General features: G+C 45.8%; 14 protein-coding genes. 11 read left to right on the top strand and 3 right to left on the bottom strand.

The features are described 5' to 3' along the window. Positions 1 to 319: 319 nt before the first annotated feature. The 4 genes from GT360_RS04590 (at position 320) to GT360_RS04605 (ending at position 3,631) form a co-directional block, all read left to right on the top strand. Positions 320 to 544 carry a FeoA family protein gene (locus tag GT360_RS04590; protein WP_164647733.1) on the top strand — a complete coding sequence of 75 codons (225 nt, stop codon included), beginning with the start codon at positions 320 to 322 and terminating at the stop codon, positions 542 to 544. Next, complete coding sequence (gene feoB, locus GT360_RS04595; protein WP_164647734.1) at positions 541 to 2,811, top strand: Fe(2+) transporter permease subunit FeoB; 2,271 nt, start codon at positions 541 to 543, stop codon at positions 2,809 to 2,811. The genes GT360_RS04590 and feoB overlap by 4 nt, the downstream gene beginning before the upstream one ends. Next, complete coding sequence (locus tag GT360_RS04600) at positions 2,808 to 3,038, top strand: FeoC-like transcriptional regulator (RefSeq protein ID WP_164647735.1); 231 nt, start codon at positions 2,808 to 2,810, stop codon at positions 3,036 to 3,038. Before feoB ends, GT360_RS04600 begins: the two co-directional genes overlap by 4 nt. 173 nt (positions 3,039 to 3,211) lie before the next feature. After that, entirely contained in the window at positions 3,212 to 3,631 is a 420-nt protein-coding gene (locus tag GT360_RS04605) for a hypothetical protein (RefSeq protein WP_164647736.1), read from the top strand. A gap of 51 nt (positions 3,632 to 3,682) precedes the next feature. Here the strand turns inward: GT360_RS04605 and GT360_RS04610 are convergent, their stop codons facing one another. Together GT360_RS04610 and argS are read right to left on the bottom strand one after the other, a co-directional pair. Then, positions 3,683 to 4,111, bottom strand: a complete 429-nt coding sequence (locus GT360_RS04610; RefSeq protein ID WP_164647737.1) for an HIT family protein — start codon at positions 4,109 to 4,111, stop codon at positions 3,683 to 3,685. A gap of 77 nt (positions 4,112 to 4,188) precedes the next feature. Beyond that, positions 4,189 to 5,922 carry an arginine--tRNA ligase gene (argS, locus tag GT360_RS04615; protein ID WP_164647738.1) on the bottom strand — a complete coding sequence of 578 codons (1,734 nt, stop codon included), beginning with the start codon at positions 5,920 to 5,922 and terminating at the stop codon, positions 4,189 to 4,191. A gap of 179 nt (positions 5,923 to 6,101) precedes the next feature. Here argS and GT360_RS04620 point away from each other — a divergent pair, with 179 nt between their 5' ends. After that, positions 6,102 to 6,695 (top strand): VOC family protein, encoded by a 594-nt coding sequence (locus GT360_RS04620; protein WP_164647739.1) that lies wholly within the window; start codon positions 6,102 to 6,104, stop codon positions 6,693 to 6,695. On the opposite strand, the gene GT360_RS04625 is transcribed toward GT360_RS04620, so the two are convergent. Continuing rightward, positions 6,692 to 9,469: an insulinase family protein gene (locus GT360_RS04625; protein WP_164647740.1), complete on the bottom strand. Its 2,778-nt coding sequence runs from the start codon at positions 9,467 to 9,469 to the stop codon at positions 6,692 to 6,694. The genes GT360_RS04620 and GT360_RS04625 overlap by 4 nt on opposite strands. 475 nt (positions 9,470 to 9,944) lie before the next feature. On the opposite strand from GT360_RS04625, the gene sixA reads away from it, so the two are divergent. From sixA to cheY, 6 genes are all read left to right on the top strand, one after another. Further along, entirely contained in the window at positions 9,945 to 10,403 is a 459-nt protein-coding gene (gene sixA, locus GT360_RS04630) for a phosphohistidine phosphatase SixA (RefSeq protein WP_164647741.1), read from the top strand. Positions 10,404 to 10,556: 153 nt separating this feature from the next. Next, entirely contained in the window at positions 10,557 to 12,650 is a 2,094-nt protein-coding gene (gene flhA / locus GT360_RS04635; protein WP_164647742.1) for a flagellar biosynthesis protein FlhA, read from the top strand. A gap of 109 nt (positions 12,651 to 12,759) precedes the next feature. After that, the gene (gene flhF, locus GT360_RS04640; protein ID WP_164647743.1) at positions 12,760 to 14,271 is read left to right on the top strand and encodes a flagellar biosynthesis GTPase FlhF; all 1,512 of its coding nucleotides are present in this window, start codon (positions 12,760 to 12,762) and stop codon (positions 14,269 to 14,271) included. A gap of 24 nt (positions 14,272 to 14,295) precedes the next feature. Continuing rightward, positions 14,296 to 15,171: a MinD/ParA family protein gene (locus GT360_RS04645; RefSeq protein ID WP_420825441.1), complete on the top strand. Its 876-nt coding sequence runs from the start codon at positions 14,296 to 14,298 to the stop codon at positions 15,169 to 15,171. Beyond that, positions 15,164 to 15,898 carry an RNA polymerase sigma factor FliA gene (locus GT360_RS04650; RefSeq protein WP_164647745.1) on the top strand — a complete coding sequence of 245 codons (735 nt, stop codon included), beginning with the start codon at positions 15,164 to 15,166 and terminating at the stop codon, positions 15,896 to 15,898. The genes GT360_RS04645 and GT360_RS04650 overlap by 8 nt, the downstream gene beginning before the upstream one ends. Positions 15,899 to 15,940: 42 nt before the next feature. After that, complete coding sequence (gene cheY / locus GT360_RS04655; protein WP_164649573.1) at positions 15,941 to 16,309, top strand: chemotaxis response regulator CheY; 369 nt, start codon at positions 15,941 to 15,943, stop codon at positions 16,307 to 16,309. Positions 16,310 to 16,341: the final 32 nt, after the last annotated feature.

Genomic DNA, 16,341 nt, shown 5'->3' on the forward strand with positions numbered 1-16,341 from the left:
AAAATCGACTTATTTTACGTATTAAATTAACGACAATGTGGTGTAACAAAAGCGACATAACGGAAGCTGTAAATATAAGTAGCTGATTTTATCGTGTTTTTATTTTGGTCAGTTTGGCATTTTTATTGCTGTGGATAAAAGTAGCAGTAAGTGTGAAAAGTATTTTTGACGTTTTTAACGAGTGACTGTGGAAATGAAGAAACACAACTGCGTAATAGCCTCATAACAAAAGTGGAAAATATGATTTCAATCTAAGACGGAATCTAATTTTCTAGGTACCATTGCAAATAGTAATAATTATCAATAGCGATTTTCTCCAATGAAGTTATCTCAGCTTAACCCCGGTCAAACAGCAACCATAGATGGGCTCAATTTGCTTGATACTGTCGTTCGCAAAAAGCTCATGGTCATGGGAGTTCTTCCTGCTACCGAGATTCGAGTGGTTCGACGCGCTCCTATGGGAGACCCATTACAAGTTGAAGTGAGAGGGGTATCCATCGCATTGCGCAATGCGATAGCGGAAAAGATTGAGGTAACATTATGAGCTACACCATTCTAACTGTTGGTAACCCTAATAGCGGTAAAACGACGCTGTTTAATGCGCTAACGGGTGCAAAGCAGCAAGTGGGCAACTGGGCAGGGGTTACGGTTGAGAAAAAAACTGGACAGTTCAAGCACGCTGGTGACGAGTTTGAGTTAACCGATCTTCCAGGTATCTACTCACTCGATAGCGGCAATGACAGCAATAGTATCGACGAGTCGATAGCTTCGAGAGCCATACTTACTCTTCCTGCTGACGTGATTATTAATGTGGTTGATGCCACCAGTTTAGAGCGTAGTTTGTACATGACGACTCAGCTTCGTGAGCTTGGTCGTCCGATGGTGGTGGTGCTGAATAAGCTCGATGCATTAAAGCGTGAGCGCCAGCGTATCGATATCAAGGCACTGGAGAAGTCTTTGGGTTGTCCGGTTTTATTACTGTCAGCAACCAATAAAGAGCAAGTGGCGAGCTTTAAAGAAAAGCTGCATAAAATGCTGGTGCAAGGTATTGTCATGCAAGACTTTGCGCTTGATTATGGCGATGAAATGACGGAGCAAGTTGAGCATTTGGTGCCGCTATTTTCAAAAAGCAATGTTTGCCCCAAAGCACTCGCTATACGCGCACTTGAACAAGATACCCTGATTGTGAACAGTTTATCAGAAGAGCCTCGTCAAAGTGTCAACCAAGCGCTCGCCAATATCGCGGTTGATGTTGACCTACAAGTTGCGAATGTGCGTTACAGCTATCTGCATGAACTGTGCAAAAAGGTCCGCCGTAAAGATGGGGGGCTGAGCCGCAGCATGTCAGAGAAAATCGATCAATTTACCTTAAACAAATGGACTGGCATCCCTTTCTTCTTTGTTGTGATGTATTTGATGTTCATGTTCTCTATCAACATCGGCAGTGCGTTCATCGATTTCTTCGATATCGGTGTAGGGGCATTGCTGGTGGATGGTGGTCATTACCTATTGGATGATCACTTGCCTGTTTGGTTAGTGACGGTATTGGCCGACGGTATTGGAGGCGGTATTCAGACAGTCGCTACCTTTATTCCCGTGATTGCCTGCTTATATCTATTCTTAGCCGTCTTGGAAAGTTCAGGCTACATGGCACGTGCTGCATTTGTACTTGATAAAGTCATGCAGAAGATTGGCCTGCCGGGTAAAGCTTTCGTGCCATTGGTGCTTGGTTTCGGTTGTAATGTGCCTTCGATCATGGCGACACGTACTCTTGACCAAGAGCGTGAGCGTAAGCTTGCAGCGTCGATGGCTCCGTTTATGTCCTGTGGTGCTCGTTTACCGGTGTATGCCCTGTTTGCAGCCGCTTTTTTCCCCGGTTCGGGGCAAAATGTTGTGTTTGCGTTGTACCTACTAGGTATCGTTGCTGCGGTGTTTACCGGCCTATTCTTGAAAAAAACGCTCTACCCAGGCAGCAGCGACAGCTTAGTGATGGAGATGCCAGATTACGAGCTACCAACGATGCAAAATGTTTTGATCAAAACCTGGCAGAAGCTCAAGCGATTTGTTCTTGGTGCCGGTAAGACAATTGTGGTGGTGGTTGCACTATTGAGCTTCTTCAATTCAATGGGTACTGATGGTTCATTTGGCAATGAGGATAGTGAGAAGTCTGTTCTATCTCAAGCGGCTCAAGTGGTTACTCCTGTATTTGCGCCTATCGGTGTTTCGCAAGATAACTGGCCAGCAACGGTCGGTATCATTACCGGCATTTTTGCCAAAGAGGCGGTTGTGGGCACGCTGAACAATCTATATACCTCGGCAGAAGGTGAAGATGAGGCCTTCGACTTGATGGCCAGCTTGGAAGAGGCAGTGATGTCGATACCGGACAATCTAATGGGCCTAAGCTATTCAGATCCTCTGGGTATCGAAGTCGGCGACCTGAGTGATACCGCCGCGGTGGCTGAAGAGCAAGAAGTTGATACGTCGATATTTGCCAACATCAAACAGCAATTTGTTTCAGGTCATGCGGCATTTGCTTACCTTATTTTCATTTTGCTCTATACGCCTTGTGTTGCCGCTATGGGGGCATATGTGAAAGAGTTTGGCGCAATGTTCGCTCGCTTTATTGCCGTGTGGACAATGGCATTGGCCTATTTTGGTGCTGCTTTCTATTACCAAGCTGCTCACTTCTCCGATCACCCAGTGACGAGTGCCGTTTGGATGGTGGTGATCATCGCCGCTTATGTGCTGACCTTCGGTATTTTTAAGCGTAAGGGAAAACAGTGCGACGTCATGGAGTTGCAAAACGCATGATAGTCTCACAGCTGTATGAGTATATTTGTCAGCAAGGGACCATGAGTCAGGCGCAACTTGCTCAACACTTCGGCGTGAGCGCGGATGGCATCGATGCCATGCTCGACATTTGGATTCAAAAAGGCAAGCTATCTCGGCTCTTAGATACGAACCCTATCACCAAGAAGCAAAGCGTGCGATACGCTGTGACTAAAGATGACGGCTTGTCGGTAACTGTGACAATGTAAGCTGAAGGCTGGGTAGGGTACTCAGCCTTTTTTCTTTGTGATGTTAAGTTAATGACATGATGATGTGGCGTAAAATGGCAAGTTAATAGTGCGTATCAACGTAAGATTGAACTCACTCGCTAAGGAGCGGTTGCTCACTTAGTTGCCCAATCAATCAAACGCAGAGAAACACTATGACATCGAACATCCCATTTATGACGAAATCGGTTATTGGTATTACAGCAGTATTGGTGGCTAACCACTATTGGTCGTGGTTTACCGTTAGCAGTATTGAAGTAGCGGTGTTGGTCGGTGTTTTGATGCAGGCGTGCTTGTGTTTCTTTATTTGGCTGGAAGGCTTTACTGCAAAAAAGTGGCAGGCAAAAGGTAAAGCAACGGTCCATAAAATTGGGCGCGGAGTAACGTCTTACCTTTCTCTCGTTGGTGGTAAGTTCATCACCATGGGCATTATTGGAGCGATCTTTGGGAGCTCGGTGTTGATGGAAGGTTACTTTAATGGTGTTGTGGTGTTCTTTGGACTGATATTCTTGATCCTCGGCCTAGAGAAAGTAGTAGAGAAGTTTTTCTATCAAACGCCAGTTAGCAACAATTAATGTATTAAGAGATAAGAGGCCAGAGCACTTTGTTGTTCTGGCCTTCTTTTATCATGCTTTCGTGAATAGGGAACTCAGAGAGAGCACGTTTTGGATTCTGGTCAGCAACTTGGCCTGTTCGCTTTCCTCACGAAACTCACCTTGGGTGTTTCCCCAAACCGGCCCAGGCCACGCGATATCGTCTTTAAAACGAGCAATGTGGTGAATGTGCAGTTGTGGCACCATGTTCCCCAGTGCACCAAAATTAAGCTTATCGGGTTGAAAGGTTGCCTCTAGTGCTTGACTGACGGCTTGTGACTCCAATAGAAACTGCTGCTGTTCTTTCATTGGGAGGTGATGAAGCTCTCTCAGGTTCTCACGTTTGGGTACCAGAATAATCCAAGGTACGGCATTGTCTTTATGTAGGAGAGCGACACACAGAGGGAATTGACCAATAAGGTTTGTGTCTTTTGCGAGTTGTGGGTGGAGTTCAAAGCTCATATCAGAATCCTTTGACTTAGATGAAAAAGAAAAGGTTGATGTTTTCACATCAACCTTTCGTTTATCGATGAGCGAGATTACATACGCTCAAGGGTATCAATACCCAGTAGCGATAGACCTTGCTTGATGGTCTTCGCTGTCAGAGCAGCAAGTTTCAAGCGGCTCTGTTTTACGGATTCATCTTTAGCCACTAGGATTGGGCATGCTTCGTAGAAGCTAGAGAATTGACCAGCAAGTTCAAACAGGTAGCTACACATGATGTGTGGCTGGCCTTCGCGAGCGACAGACTGTACTGCTTCTTCAAACTGCATGAGTTTCGCAATCAGTGTTTTCTCTTTCTCATCAGTGACTTTGATTTCACCTTGTAGAGAGTCCATCGAAACACCAGCTTTAGCGAAGATAGAAGATACACGTGTGAATGCGTACTGCATGTATGGCGCAGTGTTACCTTCAAACGCTAGCATGTTGTCCCAGTCGAACACGTAGTCAGTGGTACGGTGCTTAGATAGGTCTGCGTATTTAACCGCTGCCATTGCAACAGTGCGAGAAATCTTCTCTTTTTCTTCAGCATCCAGCTCAGGGTTCTTAGACTCGATAAGCTTCGCTGCACGCTCTTCTGCTTCATCGAGAAGGTCAGCTAGGCGAACAGTGCCACCCGCACGTGTCTTAAATGGCTTGCCATCTTTACCTAGCATCATACCGAAAGCGTGGTGCTCAAGAGACACTGATTCAGGAATGTAACCTGCTTTACGAACGATAGTCCATGCTTGCATTAGGTGCTGATGCTGGCGAGAGTCAATGAAGTAAAGTACGCGATCAGCGCCTAGCTCTTCATAACGGTATTTAGCACACGCGATATCTGTGGTGGTGTATAGGAAACCGCCATCGCGTTTTTGGATGATAACGCCCATTGGGTCGCCATCTTTGTTTTTGTACTCGTCAAGGAACACAACTTGAGCACCATCATCCTCAACCGCAAGGCCTTGCGCTTTAAGGTCAGATACAATGCCTGGTAGCATGTGGTTGTATTGGCTTTCACCCATGACGTCGTCACGTGTTAGTGATACGTTTAGACGGTCGTAGTTGCGCTGGTTTTGAATCATGGTGATATCAACCAGTTTCTTCCACATTTCACCACAGAACTCGTCACCACCTTGCAGTTTTACAACGTAGTTACGTGCTTTCTCGGCAAAGGCTTCATCTTCATCGTAAAGCTTTTTGGATTCACGGTAGAAGGCTTCAAGGTCAGAAAGTTCCATAGAAACTTCGCCCGATTCTTGTTGAACGCGCTCAAGGTTCGCAATCAGCATACCGAACTGAGTACCCCAGTCACCGATGTGGTTGGCACGAATAACTTTGTGACCCAAGAACTCCAACGTACGAACAACCGCATCACCGATGATGGTTGAACGGAGGTGACCAACGTGCATCTCTTTTGCTACGTTCGGTGCTGAGTAGTCAGCAACGATGGTTTTTGCTTCTTCTGCTTGTACGCCTAGACGAGCGTCAGCCAGAGCTGAGTCTGCTTGCTTTGCAAGAAATGCTTCATCTAAGAAGATGTTGATAAAGCCAGGGCCAGCGATTTCAACTTTGCCTGCGATGCCATCAAGGTCTAGAACATCTAGCACTTTTTGAGCAAATTCTCGTGGGTTTGTGCCGAGTTTTTTAGCAACGCCCATTACGCCATTCGCTTGGTAATCACCAAATTGTGGCTTTGCTGATTGACGAACTGCGGCAGGGCTGCCTGCAGGTGCGCCAGCGGCTTCAAGAGCCTGAGATACTTTGTCATTAATAAGTGCTTGAATATTCACACGCGTTTCCTTCATTTCAAGGACGAAAAGCTCGGTATAACAGCCCGAGTTTTGTTTGAGTTCACAAAAATGGCGCTAATGATAACAATTTTATTTGCTGTCATACAGAGAGGATTTGGGGAAATTTTGCTACGAACGGGGTATATTGCCTGTCAAATTGGCTCAACAAGAGAAAAACCATGACTTCATTATCATTGAAGCGTTTAACACCTCAGCAGATGATCGAGGATTTACCTGCTTTTATGCTTAAGATCGAGCAGCTCGCTCAGCGCCTTGGAATGGATTTATCTGACTATCAGGCGGACCATATTGCCCTGAGAATTAACGATTCTGAAATAGCTCAACAGGCCCGTATTGAGTGGGCAAAGCGAGGCGTTGAAATTTCTCAAGCGGAGATTAATGGCCGACCGATTATCGTGAGTGAGTTTAGTTCTCCTTTACAGACTAGCCATTGGGCGATTGAGTGCTTGGAACTTCCTTTTCCTGCCAAAGGTAAGCTCTATCCACAAGAAGGGTGGGAGCATGTGGAGTTTGTTATTCCCTCTCAAGCAGAGACGGCAGAGTCTTATCTTGAAGACCTCACCAAACGATTACCTGGTTTGACAGCTACCTTGTCTCAACTGGACGAGTTAGACATCAAGATGAAGTTGTCGAGCCCGAAAGGAGAGGGCGAGCGTCTTAATAATCCCACCGTTGCATTTAAACACCAAGGTGTCTGTATCAAGCTTCACCCTCACAGCCTAAAAGCGATTGTTGCTTCGGAACACGCTTAGCCGAGCTGACAATCTTTGGGTTTCAGCTGGAACTCCTCTATCGAGCCAATTTCATATCCAAGTGAAAGTGGCTCGCAGTCTTTATGAGCATTACCTTTAGTGTGCATGACGAGACGGTTCGATGTTCTCGGTTTGAGTTCGTTGACCACAAAGCGAATCATGTCAGCACGAGTGAGCTCTTTCAGTTCATCAAGCACCTGCTCTTTTTGATTAAAGTCGTGGTCTTTATTGCCAATCGCCACCCAAAGACGTTGCGCTCGGTTGCGCATGGTTTGATCTGGCGTCGCAATTTGATTCCAAAGGCCGCGTTTACTGCTATGCCACTGGTAATCATCAAGTTCAAGCAGCACCATATAGAACGCATTTAAGAACTCATCAATGGACTGGATAAGCTCGCTCGGACCGGCTTTAGGCGACTGAACATAAGCAACAATGCCCGGGTGACGATTTAATGGCATATTGCCCGTCCCCACCATATAACCCAACTGCTGCTTGGTACGAATCTCGTTGAAAAACGCAGCTGACATAAGGTGGTTAGCAAGGGAATAGAGTGCAATGGAGCGGGTGTCTGAATTGTCACACTGATAGTAAACCACGACAGCGGAGTCGTCTTGTCCGCACTCATGTTCGCGCTGATAGGTACCTTGATTACCTAGCATAATGAGTGGTCGCAGGGATTCTTCGTAGTTTTGGTTTTTCACACGCAGTGCATCTTTGATGGTTTCACCAAGATCCAGTGCTTCATCTTTTGTCCAATCCCCATAGACAAACATTTCGACGTGTAAGGTCGCCAGCAGTTGTTCCACAAATGGTGGCAGTTCATTGAGTTCAATCGACTCAAGAGCCTTGGCGAGCTCTGAGGTTGGTGGGTTATTTGGCTGCAATAACCCGGTCATCGCGTTGAACAGCTGTGAAATAGGTCTATCTTTGGCTGAATTATTCCACGCGCGAGCAAGTAGTGTCTTGATGGTATTGAATCGCTCAGGATTGAAACTGCGCTCTGTAAACTGCTTCAGTATCATTTTGAGTAATTCTGGCTGCTTTTCTGAAAAACCAGAAACCGTTAATGTGACGCCACCTTGATGGGTGTATAGGTTATACCCCATACCGGCAATTTCAGCTTGATAGGTGTATTGCGCTAAAGAGTCGAGCAGCATTTCGACACACAGGCGTGTCTTAACGATATTACTTGGGCTCGCTACCGCGTGTGGGCTGTCAATAGCGATGTAAGTCATGCCCTTAGGTACACGGTATTCCGTGTCTTGTAGGTGCCATAAAGTGAAGCCTTCCGCTTCCTCGATAATCACCGGGTTATCAAGATCTAATTCGACAGGTTTAGGTTCAAGGTCGTAGCAGATGAACGGGTTTTTATCTGGTAGCGCGGCTTGAAACTGTGTAGCAGGCTCGCAATAAAACGCATGCTCTTCTTCGGTGATGCTTCGACAAGAGTAGGGGGTGAAATACCACTTGGCCTGCTGATTATATTCGAGCCCCTGAGCAACCAGCGTAATACGAGCACTTTGTGTCGTGAAGAAACTCAAGCAGTGTTTTATTGAGATTTCGTCGTAGGCGGCCATCATATAGTCACCATAGATGTAATCCTCACTGTCGTAGTGCTGCATATTAATCACAAGATGACTGGCTTTATCCATGGTTCGAGTGGGTTCTTGAAAGCGGAAAGCGGCTTCAAGGACCGCTTGTTTCTCCCAATAGCGCCACTCTTGTAGCCCTTCTGATTCGATTTGACGGATATATTGCATAACCGCTTGAATAATCTCGTCGATGTGATTTAAGCCTTGCTCAGTTAACGAGCAGCTGACGGTAAACTCTCGATAGTTACTGCCACTGCCCCCCCCTCCTGCAGACAAACCAAGTATCCAACCTGCATCTTTGAGTTTGAGCATGAGGCTATCTGGCCCCTCGTAGCCAATGAGGTGCGCAATATAAGACAGAGGTTTGGTTTGGTAGTAGTCGTCCATCGCCGGCAGGACAAAGGCGATGGACAGCTTACGCATCTCCTTGAGCGGTTCTACGTTCACTCTTAAACCGATGTTCTTAGGATTAACCAAAGGAACAGAGACTTGCTTGTCATTTTTGTGGTTATTAATGATTGCCGAAAAATAGCTTCTGGCATGACCCTCTAACGTATCCAGCGATTCAGGGGAGATAAGAACCAGAGTCATGATATCTGACGAATATTGTTGCTGATGAAAATCCATCACCACATCACGGATAGACTCATTTTCTCGGTCTTCCAGTGTCTCGATGTTACCGACTGAAAACTGACTAAACGGGTGCGCCTTGTTGACAAGTTCTTTGTGAACTTGATAGAGACGTCGACTGTCGTCATTCAGCTTCATTTTATATTCAGAATCCACCGCGTGTCGCTCTTTGTCGGCGGCATCGGGATTAAACAGCGGTGCAATGAAGAACTGACTAAAGCGATCTAGGCCTTGTTCGAACGTGTCGTTGCTGATGTCAAAGAAGAAACATGTATGTTCAGTTCCTGTCCAAGCGTTATTACTGCCACCATGTTGGCTGATGAATCGCTGGAACTCGCCAACATTAGGGTACTTTTCAGTACCAAGAAAAAGCATGTGCTCTAAGTAGTGTGCGAGACCTTCACGATCGCGAGGATCATCAAAATGACCCACGTTGACAGCAAGGGCTGCTGCTGATTTTTGTGCTTGTTCATCTTGAACGAGTAATACCCGTAATGAATTATCAAGAGTTAAAGTTCGATAGTGACACTTATCATTGGGACTTATATGCACGAAAAACTCCGATCTAGGGTAAGTCGGTGCGAATAAAAAAGCCGGGAGTATAGGCACCGAATCATTATATGAGAAAACCTAATGGACGTCTCAAGCGTCGAGCGAACAGCAAAAGGATAAGGCAGAGTTGCTGTATTTGTCTGATTGTCCGAAATACTAGGAAATTAACTTTAGATACAATCAATATAGTATGGGGTTAAATGGTTTGTAGGTAAATTTGTTAATGAGAAAAGTGCTTTGAATGGCATTGTTTAGAAAGCATGGTGTAGAGGTAGTGCTATCATTTTATGTAATGGGTTGCTTATTGGTTGCACGAAATTAGCTCGATTAGTACGAGCATGTCACAGGTTTGTACTAGTGATACTTGTATGTCGTACAAAATAGCAAGAAAATGAACGATTACGACTCGGGGAGCTTGAGCCTAAATAACATGGTGTCAACCTCTTTAGCCCCGTGACAAATAGAGGTTAAAGCAATGAAAGTGATTATTATGCGTCATGGTGAAGCGGAAATGTTTGCATCATCGGACGCTGAGAGACAGCTGACTCCAAATGGTGTTGATAAAAATCTGGCGGCAGCTGATCAACTCGTAGCGCAAGGCATAGTCAATATTGACAAAGTTCTTGTGAGCCCATACGTTCGTGCACAACAAACTTGGGATAATATTGGTCACAAATTTGACGCTAGAAGTATTGAAACCTTTGATGACATTACCCCTTATGGGGATGCAGATGATGTGTTTGAGTATGTGTGTGCCCTTGCTGATGTCGAGGCGCTCGACAGTGTCATGCTTGTTTCGCATTTACCGCTCGTTAGCTATATGACATCAGTGTTTGCCTCCAACACCACACCACCAATGTTTGTAACTTCCGGTGTTGCAGTGGTTGATTTTGATTTGACCAAACGCTCCGGCGAAATCAGTTACCAAAGTTAATCGGACTTTTGCTCATAAAGGCTGTTCTTATTAAAGGACAGCTTTTTTGACGTTTAGTTTAGGTACAATTCTTGCTTTATTTCTGAATGAAGAAGCGTAGGAATTACGCAGAGAAGATAACGCGACAGCCAATAAAGAATCCACCACGCTTGTATGAAATTTAGCCTTCCTTTTGCGGACAAGTTGCCGCGTATTCCAACTCAAGCACTACCTGCTGTTGGCGCACCCATCATGGTGCTTACCACGTTGGCAATGATTGTATTGCCGATGCCTGCATTTTTGCTCGACTTGTTTTTTACTTTTAACATTGCTTTAGCAATGGTCGTACTGCTTGTCACGGTATATACCCGTAGACCATTGGACTTTGCCGCATTTCCAACAGTGCTTTTGATAGCAACCTTACTTCGTTTGGCGCTCAACGTCGCTTCTACGCGTGTGGTTTTACTGCGTGGTCATGAAGGGCCAGGTGCGGCTGGTAACGTCATTGAAGCTTTTGGTAATGTGGTTATCGGTGGTAATTACGCCGTCGGTTTGGTGGTGTTTTTGATCTTGATGATCATTAACTTCATGGTTGTTACCAAAGGTGCTGGCCGTATTTCTGAGGTGAGTGCTCGCTTTACATTGGATGCATTACCAGGTAAGCAGATGGCGATTGATGCCGATCTTAACGCAGGGTTGATAGACCAAGAACAAGCTCGAACACGTCGCTCTGAAGTCACAAAAGAAGCTGATTTTTATGGCTCGATGGACGGTGCGTCGAAGTTCGTAAAAGGTGATGCGATTGCTGGTATTTTAATACTAATGCTTAACATTGTTGGTGGCCTTATCATCGGTATGATTCAGTATGACTTAGCATTCGGAGAGGCTATTGAAATCTATACGCTGCTCACCATTGGTGACGGGTTAGTTGCACAGATACCATCCTTACTGTTGTCGATCGGTGCTGCAATTATGGTGACGCGCCAAAATACCGATGAGGATATGGGAGAGCAGCTGGTATTCCAGATGTTCGACAACCCTAAAGCGCTCGCTATTACCGCTGGTATTCTAGGGGTTATGGGTATTGTCCCTGGAATGCCACACTTTGCTTTTCTTTTTCTTGCCGTTATGGCCGGAGCTTGGGCTTACTGGATCAACAAGAAACAGAAACAACGTAAAGAGGAACCCAGCTTACCCGCTACAGCGGACTCTGAACCTGCGTCACTAAAAGAGTTGTCATGGGATGATGTTCAGCCAGTCGATATCATCGGTCTAGAAGTCGGTTATCGCCTGATTCCGCTGGTGGATCGCGACCAAGGGGGAGAGCTACTCGAACGAGTCAAAGGGGTCCGTAAAAAGCTGTCTCAAGATTTTGGTTTTTTGATTCCAGCGGTACATATTCGAGATAACCTTGAACTTACCCCTAATAGCTATCGAATTACTCTGATGGGAGTTGCGGTAGGTGAAGCTGAAATTCGCCCAGACCAGGAGTTAGCCATCAACCCTGGCCAAGTGTATGGCATGATTGAGGGCGAACCAACCATCGATCCGGCTTTTGGCTTAGAAGCCAGCTGGATTCGTCCTGACCAGCAAGAGCACGCTCAAGCTTTAGGTTACACGGTTGTCGATTCGTCAACGGTACTTGCGACGCACCTTAGCCAACTTCTTGTCAATAATGCTTCTCAATTGATAGGTCATGAAGAAGTCCAGAACCTTCTAGAGATGCTGGGAAGGAGTGCACCTAAATTGGTGGAGAGTTTTGTTCCGGACCAATTACCACTGGGTGTGGTAGTGAAAGTACTGCAGAATCTGCTCAATGAGGCAATACCTATCCGTGATATCCGCACGATCGTTCAAACGCTGGCAGAGTATTCGGCAAAGAGTCAAGAACCTGACATTTTAACTGCCGCAGTACGGATTGCCTTGAAGCGACTTATTGTCCAAGAAATCAATGGTATAGAGCCAGAATTGCCAGTTATTACACTAATCCCTGAACTGGAACAAATATTGCATCAAACAATGCAGGCATCTGGAGGAGAATCGGCAGGCATTGAGCCTGGTTTGGCAGAGAGGCTTCAGACGTCATTGAGCCAAGCAACCCAAGACCAAGAGCTTAAGGGTGAGCCAGCGGTGTTGCTTACTTCAGGTGTGTTGAGAGGCACATTAGCCAAGTTTGTTAAGAATACGATACCAACTCTGCGAGTGTTGTCGTATCAAGAAATTCCTGACGAGAAACAAATAAGAATTGTTCAAGCGGTAGGAAACTAATCATTTCGGTATGTCGTTATTCGACAAGCCAAATATTTAAATAATATGCGTATTTTGGTCGTTGAGTTATTCAGCACTTAAAGTACTCAACGTTAGACGGAAAACCATCGTGAAAATCAAACGATTTTTCGCCAAAGACATGAGATCCGCTCTTTTGCAAGTGAAAGAAGAGCTCGGTGATGACGCCGTCATTATGTCTAATAAGCGAGTTGCTGGCGGTGTAGAAATTGTGGCTGCGATTGATGCTGAGCCTGCGAGTCGAGCATCGGCAAATAAGTCTGTCCCTGCAGTACGACAGCAACAGTACAGTGCACCGGCACGTAAGCCAGAGCGTCAGTTAGACGAGGATCGAGTAAGCCTAAATCGCGGCAGTGATAAGACCAGCTCATCGATGACTCAACGTTTTGCAAATATGCTCAAACACTACAAGTCACCAGAAAGTGATGAAGAGCTACCACCGTCAGAGAACGAAGACTCATTGACGGCGCTGCTTAGACGTCAGTCTGACGCTCGTCACGCGCATGATGACCACGCGCCTATCTCGAGGTTTGGCAAAGATGAAGCTCACGGTGCACTGAAAGCGGATTCTCCATTTTCTAAATTGTTATCGGATGCACGACCGAGCAGCCAAACTAGCCGCATAGCCGCCAAGCTCGATCCTTCTCGTTTTGAGCGTCATCAAGCGGACAGTAATGTGTCGGCTGAAGAGCTAGAGAATATGCGTGAAGAGATGGCTTCGATCCGACGCCTGCTAGAACACCAAGTCTCTGGTTTGATGTGGCAGGAAGTCGAGCGACGAGAGCCGCTCCGTGCGATGCTTATTAAACGTTTAACACGAATGGGGCTGTCAGAAGAGCTATCTGATCAGCTTGCCTGCTATATCCCTGAAGATACACCTCCACCAAAAGCGTGGAAGGCATTGCTCGGTTTAGTTGCCGATCAAATTCCCATCTCCAACAGTGATATTTTGCGTAAAGGTGGTGTGGTTGCACTGTTAGGTCCAACGGGTGTTGGTAAAACCACCACTATTGCAAAACTCGCAGCTCGAGCTGCAATGGAATACGGCTCAGAGAACGTAGCGCTTGTCACAACAGACACTTACCGTATTGGAGCGCATGAACAGCTCGCTATTTACGGAAGAATTATGGGTTGCCCTGTAAGAGTTGCTAAAGATTCTGATGAGTTAGCCGATGTTATATATCAGTTAAGGAATCGTCGCCTAATTTTGGTCGATACTGCGGGAATGGGACAGCGAGACGTACGTTTGTCCGAACAGCTGGATACCTTAATGCAAGAGAGTGGCGAAGTGATTCATAGCTACCTTGTATTGCCAGCGACAGCGCAACGCAAAGTGCTTCAAGAGACCATTGATCACTTTAAGCGCATTCCGCTTTCAGGATGTATTTTAACTAAGCTCGATGAGTCGTTAAGCTTAGGTGAATTTTTGGGCGTTATCGTTCAAAACGCGCTGCCAGTTGCTTACATTGCGAATGGTCAGCGTGTACCAGAAGATATTGTTCTTGCCCAACCAAAATATATGGTGGCCAAGGCAAATGAGTTATTAGAGAAATCGCGAGAAAATGAACCACACTACTGGAACAGTGATGTGGAGGCACCTTAAGGGGCAAATGTTATGGTAGAAAATATGTTACAAGACCAAGCAAGCGGTCTACGCCGCTTAACCCAGCCTTCACTGACTAAAGTTATCTCTGTTACAGGAGGTAAAGGTGGTGTGGGTAAGTCGAATGTCAGCCTAGGTATGGCCATTTGTATGGCACGTCAAGGTAAAAAGGTCATGGTCCTTGATGCTGACCTTGGCCTAGCCAACGTCGATGTCATGCTTGGGATTCGTCCTAAAAAGAACTTAGGGCATGTACTAGCCGGTGAGTGTGAACTCAAAGACGCAATCGTGGAAGGCCCACATGGTATCAAGATCATTCCAGCGACCTCTGGTACGCAGAAAATGGCAGAGCTGACTCACGCTCAGCATATTGGATTGATTCGCGCCTTCGGTAGTCTTGAAGACGAAATGGATGTGCTGATTATCGATACTGCTGCGGGTATCTCCGACATGGTCGTGAGTTTCTCTCGAGCAGCACAAGATGTCGTTGTCGTGGTGTGTGATGAGCCTACGTCTATTACGGATGCTTATGCGCTCATTAAGCTATTGAGTAAAGAGCACCAAGTACAGCGTTTTAAAGTCGTTGCAAACATGGTTCGTAGCTACCGAGAAGGCCGAGAATTATTTGCAAAATTGACGCTCGTCACGGAGAGATTTCTCAATGTGAGTTTGGAGTTAGTGGCATGTGTTCCTTTAGATGATAAAGTGCGACAAGCGGTGAAGAAGCAAAAAATTGTTGTTGATGCTTTTCCTCGTTCACCAGCAGCACTTGCTTTGAGCTCACTGGCGAACAAAGCGCTGACTTGGCCATTGCCAAAGTCTCCAACGGGGCATTTAGAATTTTTTGTGGAACGCTTACTCAATCGGTCGGATATCTCTGGGGAGCCGTTTCTTGAATAAAGCACTTACATACGGCCACATTGCACACCAAAATAGCCAAAAAGCGTTTTTGGAAAAATACTCTGCGCTGGTAAAGCGCATTGCTCATCACCTTATTGGTCGTTTGCCGCCAAGCGTGCAAGTCGATGATCTGATACAAGCGGGCATGATTGGTCTGCTTGAGGCACAGAAAAATTATGACGGCAGTAAGGGGGCGAGCTTTGAAACTTACGCCGGCATACGTATTCGTGGAGCGATGCTAGACGACATAAGACGTGGCGACTGGGTACCTCGTTCGGTTCATAGAAATAACCGAGAGATCACTCAGGCGATTTCAACGTTAGAGGGGCAACTGAATAGAGACCCATCTGATAGTGAAGTTGCAGAATTTTTAGAGATGTCATTGGAGCAGTACCATTCGGCTCTGACCGATATCAATTGCTCAAAAATTGTGGGTATTGATGATCTCGGTGTGTCCGATGATGTCATTCACTCGGCAGAGGATGATGATAACGCGCCTTTTCAAGGCGTTGCAGACGAATCTTTTCGCAAAGCGCTGATAGATTCGATAAAATCTCTGCCTGAGCGAGAAGCTCTGGTTCTCTCTTTGTATTATGACGAAGAGCTGAACTTAAAAGAAATTGGCGAGGTGATCGGCGTGAGTGAATCACGCGTGAGCCAAATCCTTAGTCAATCTATGCAGCGTTTGCGCTCGAAGCTTCGAGTGTGGACAGACAATGAAGAATAATCACTGACGCTTGAATCAGTGGAGGCAATTTTGAACAAAAATATGAAGATCCTTATTGTTGATGACTTTTCAACAATGCGCCGTATCGTTAAAAACCTACTTCGTGATTTGGGTTTTAGTAACACCCAAGAAGCGGATGATGGTCTAACGGCATTGCCGATGCTCAAGAAAGGCGATTTTGATTTTGTTGTAACCGACTGGAACATGCCTGGTATGCAGGGTATTGATTTGCTGAAGCACATTCGTTCAGATGCAGATCTTAAGCACCTACCGGTACTAATGATCACTGCGGAAGCAAAACGTGAACAGATTATCGAGGCGGCTCAAGCTGGCGTAAACGGCTACATCGTTAAGCCATTTACTGCTGCAACTCTTAAAGAGAAGCTAGACAAAATCTTTGAGCGTTTATAAGTAAATAATAAAAAAACGTTTGTTAATTTAAT

It is taken from the genome of Vibrio astriarenae, assembly GCF_010587385.1.
GTDB classification, from domain to species: Bacteria; Pseudomonadota; Gammaproteobacteria; order Enterobacterales; family Vibrionaceae; genus Vibrio; species Vibrio astriarenae.

Bases quoted from the DNA above. Each gene is read 5' to 3' on its own strand.
- GT360_RS04590 (WP_164647733.1), top strand. From the start codon at position 320: ATGAAGTTATCTCAGCTTAACCCCGGTCAAACAGCAACCATAGATGGG.
- feoB (WP_164647734.1), top strand. From the start codon at position 541: ATGAGCTACACCATTCTAACTGTTGGTAACCCTAATAGCGGTAAAACG.
- GT360_RS04600 (WP_164647735.1), top strand. From the start codon at position 2,808: ATGATAGTCTCACAGCTGTATGAGTATATTTGTCAGCAAGGGACCATG.
- GT360_RS04605 (WP_164647736.1), top strand. From the start codon at position 3,212: ATGACATCGAACATCCCATTTATGACGAAATCGGTTATTGGTATTACA.
- GT360_RS04610 (WP_164647737.1), bottom strand. From the start codon at position 4,111: ATGAGCTTTGAACTCCACCCACAACTCGCAAAAGACACAAACCTTATT.
- GT360_RS04620 (WP_164647739.1), top strand. From the start codon at position 6,102: ATGACTTCATTATCATTGAAGCGTTTAACACCTCAGCAGATGATCGAG.
- sixA (WP_164647741.1), top strand. From the start codon at position 9,945: ATGAAAGTGATTATTATGCGTCATGGTGAAGCGGAAATGTTTGCATCA.
- flhA (WP_164647742.1), top strand. From the start codon at position 10,557: ATGAAATTTAGCCTTCCTTTTGCGGACAAGTTGCCGCGTATTCCAACT.
- GT360_RS04645 (WP_420825441.1), top strand. From the start codon at position 14,296: ATGTTACAAGACCAAGCAAGCGGTCTACGCCGCTTAACCCAGCCTTCA.
- cheY (WP_164649573.1), top strand. From the start codon at position 15,941: ATGAAGATCCTTATTGTTGATGACTTTTCAACAATGCGCCGTATCGTT.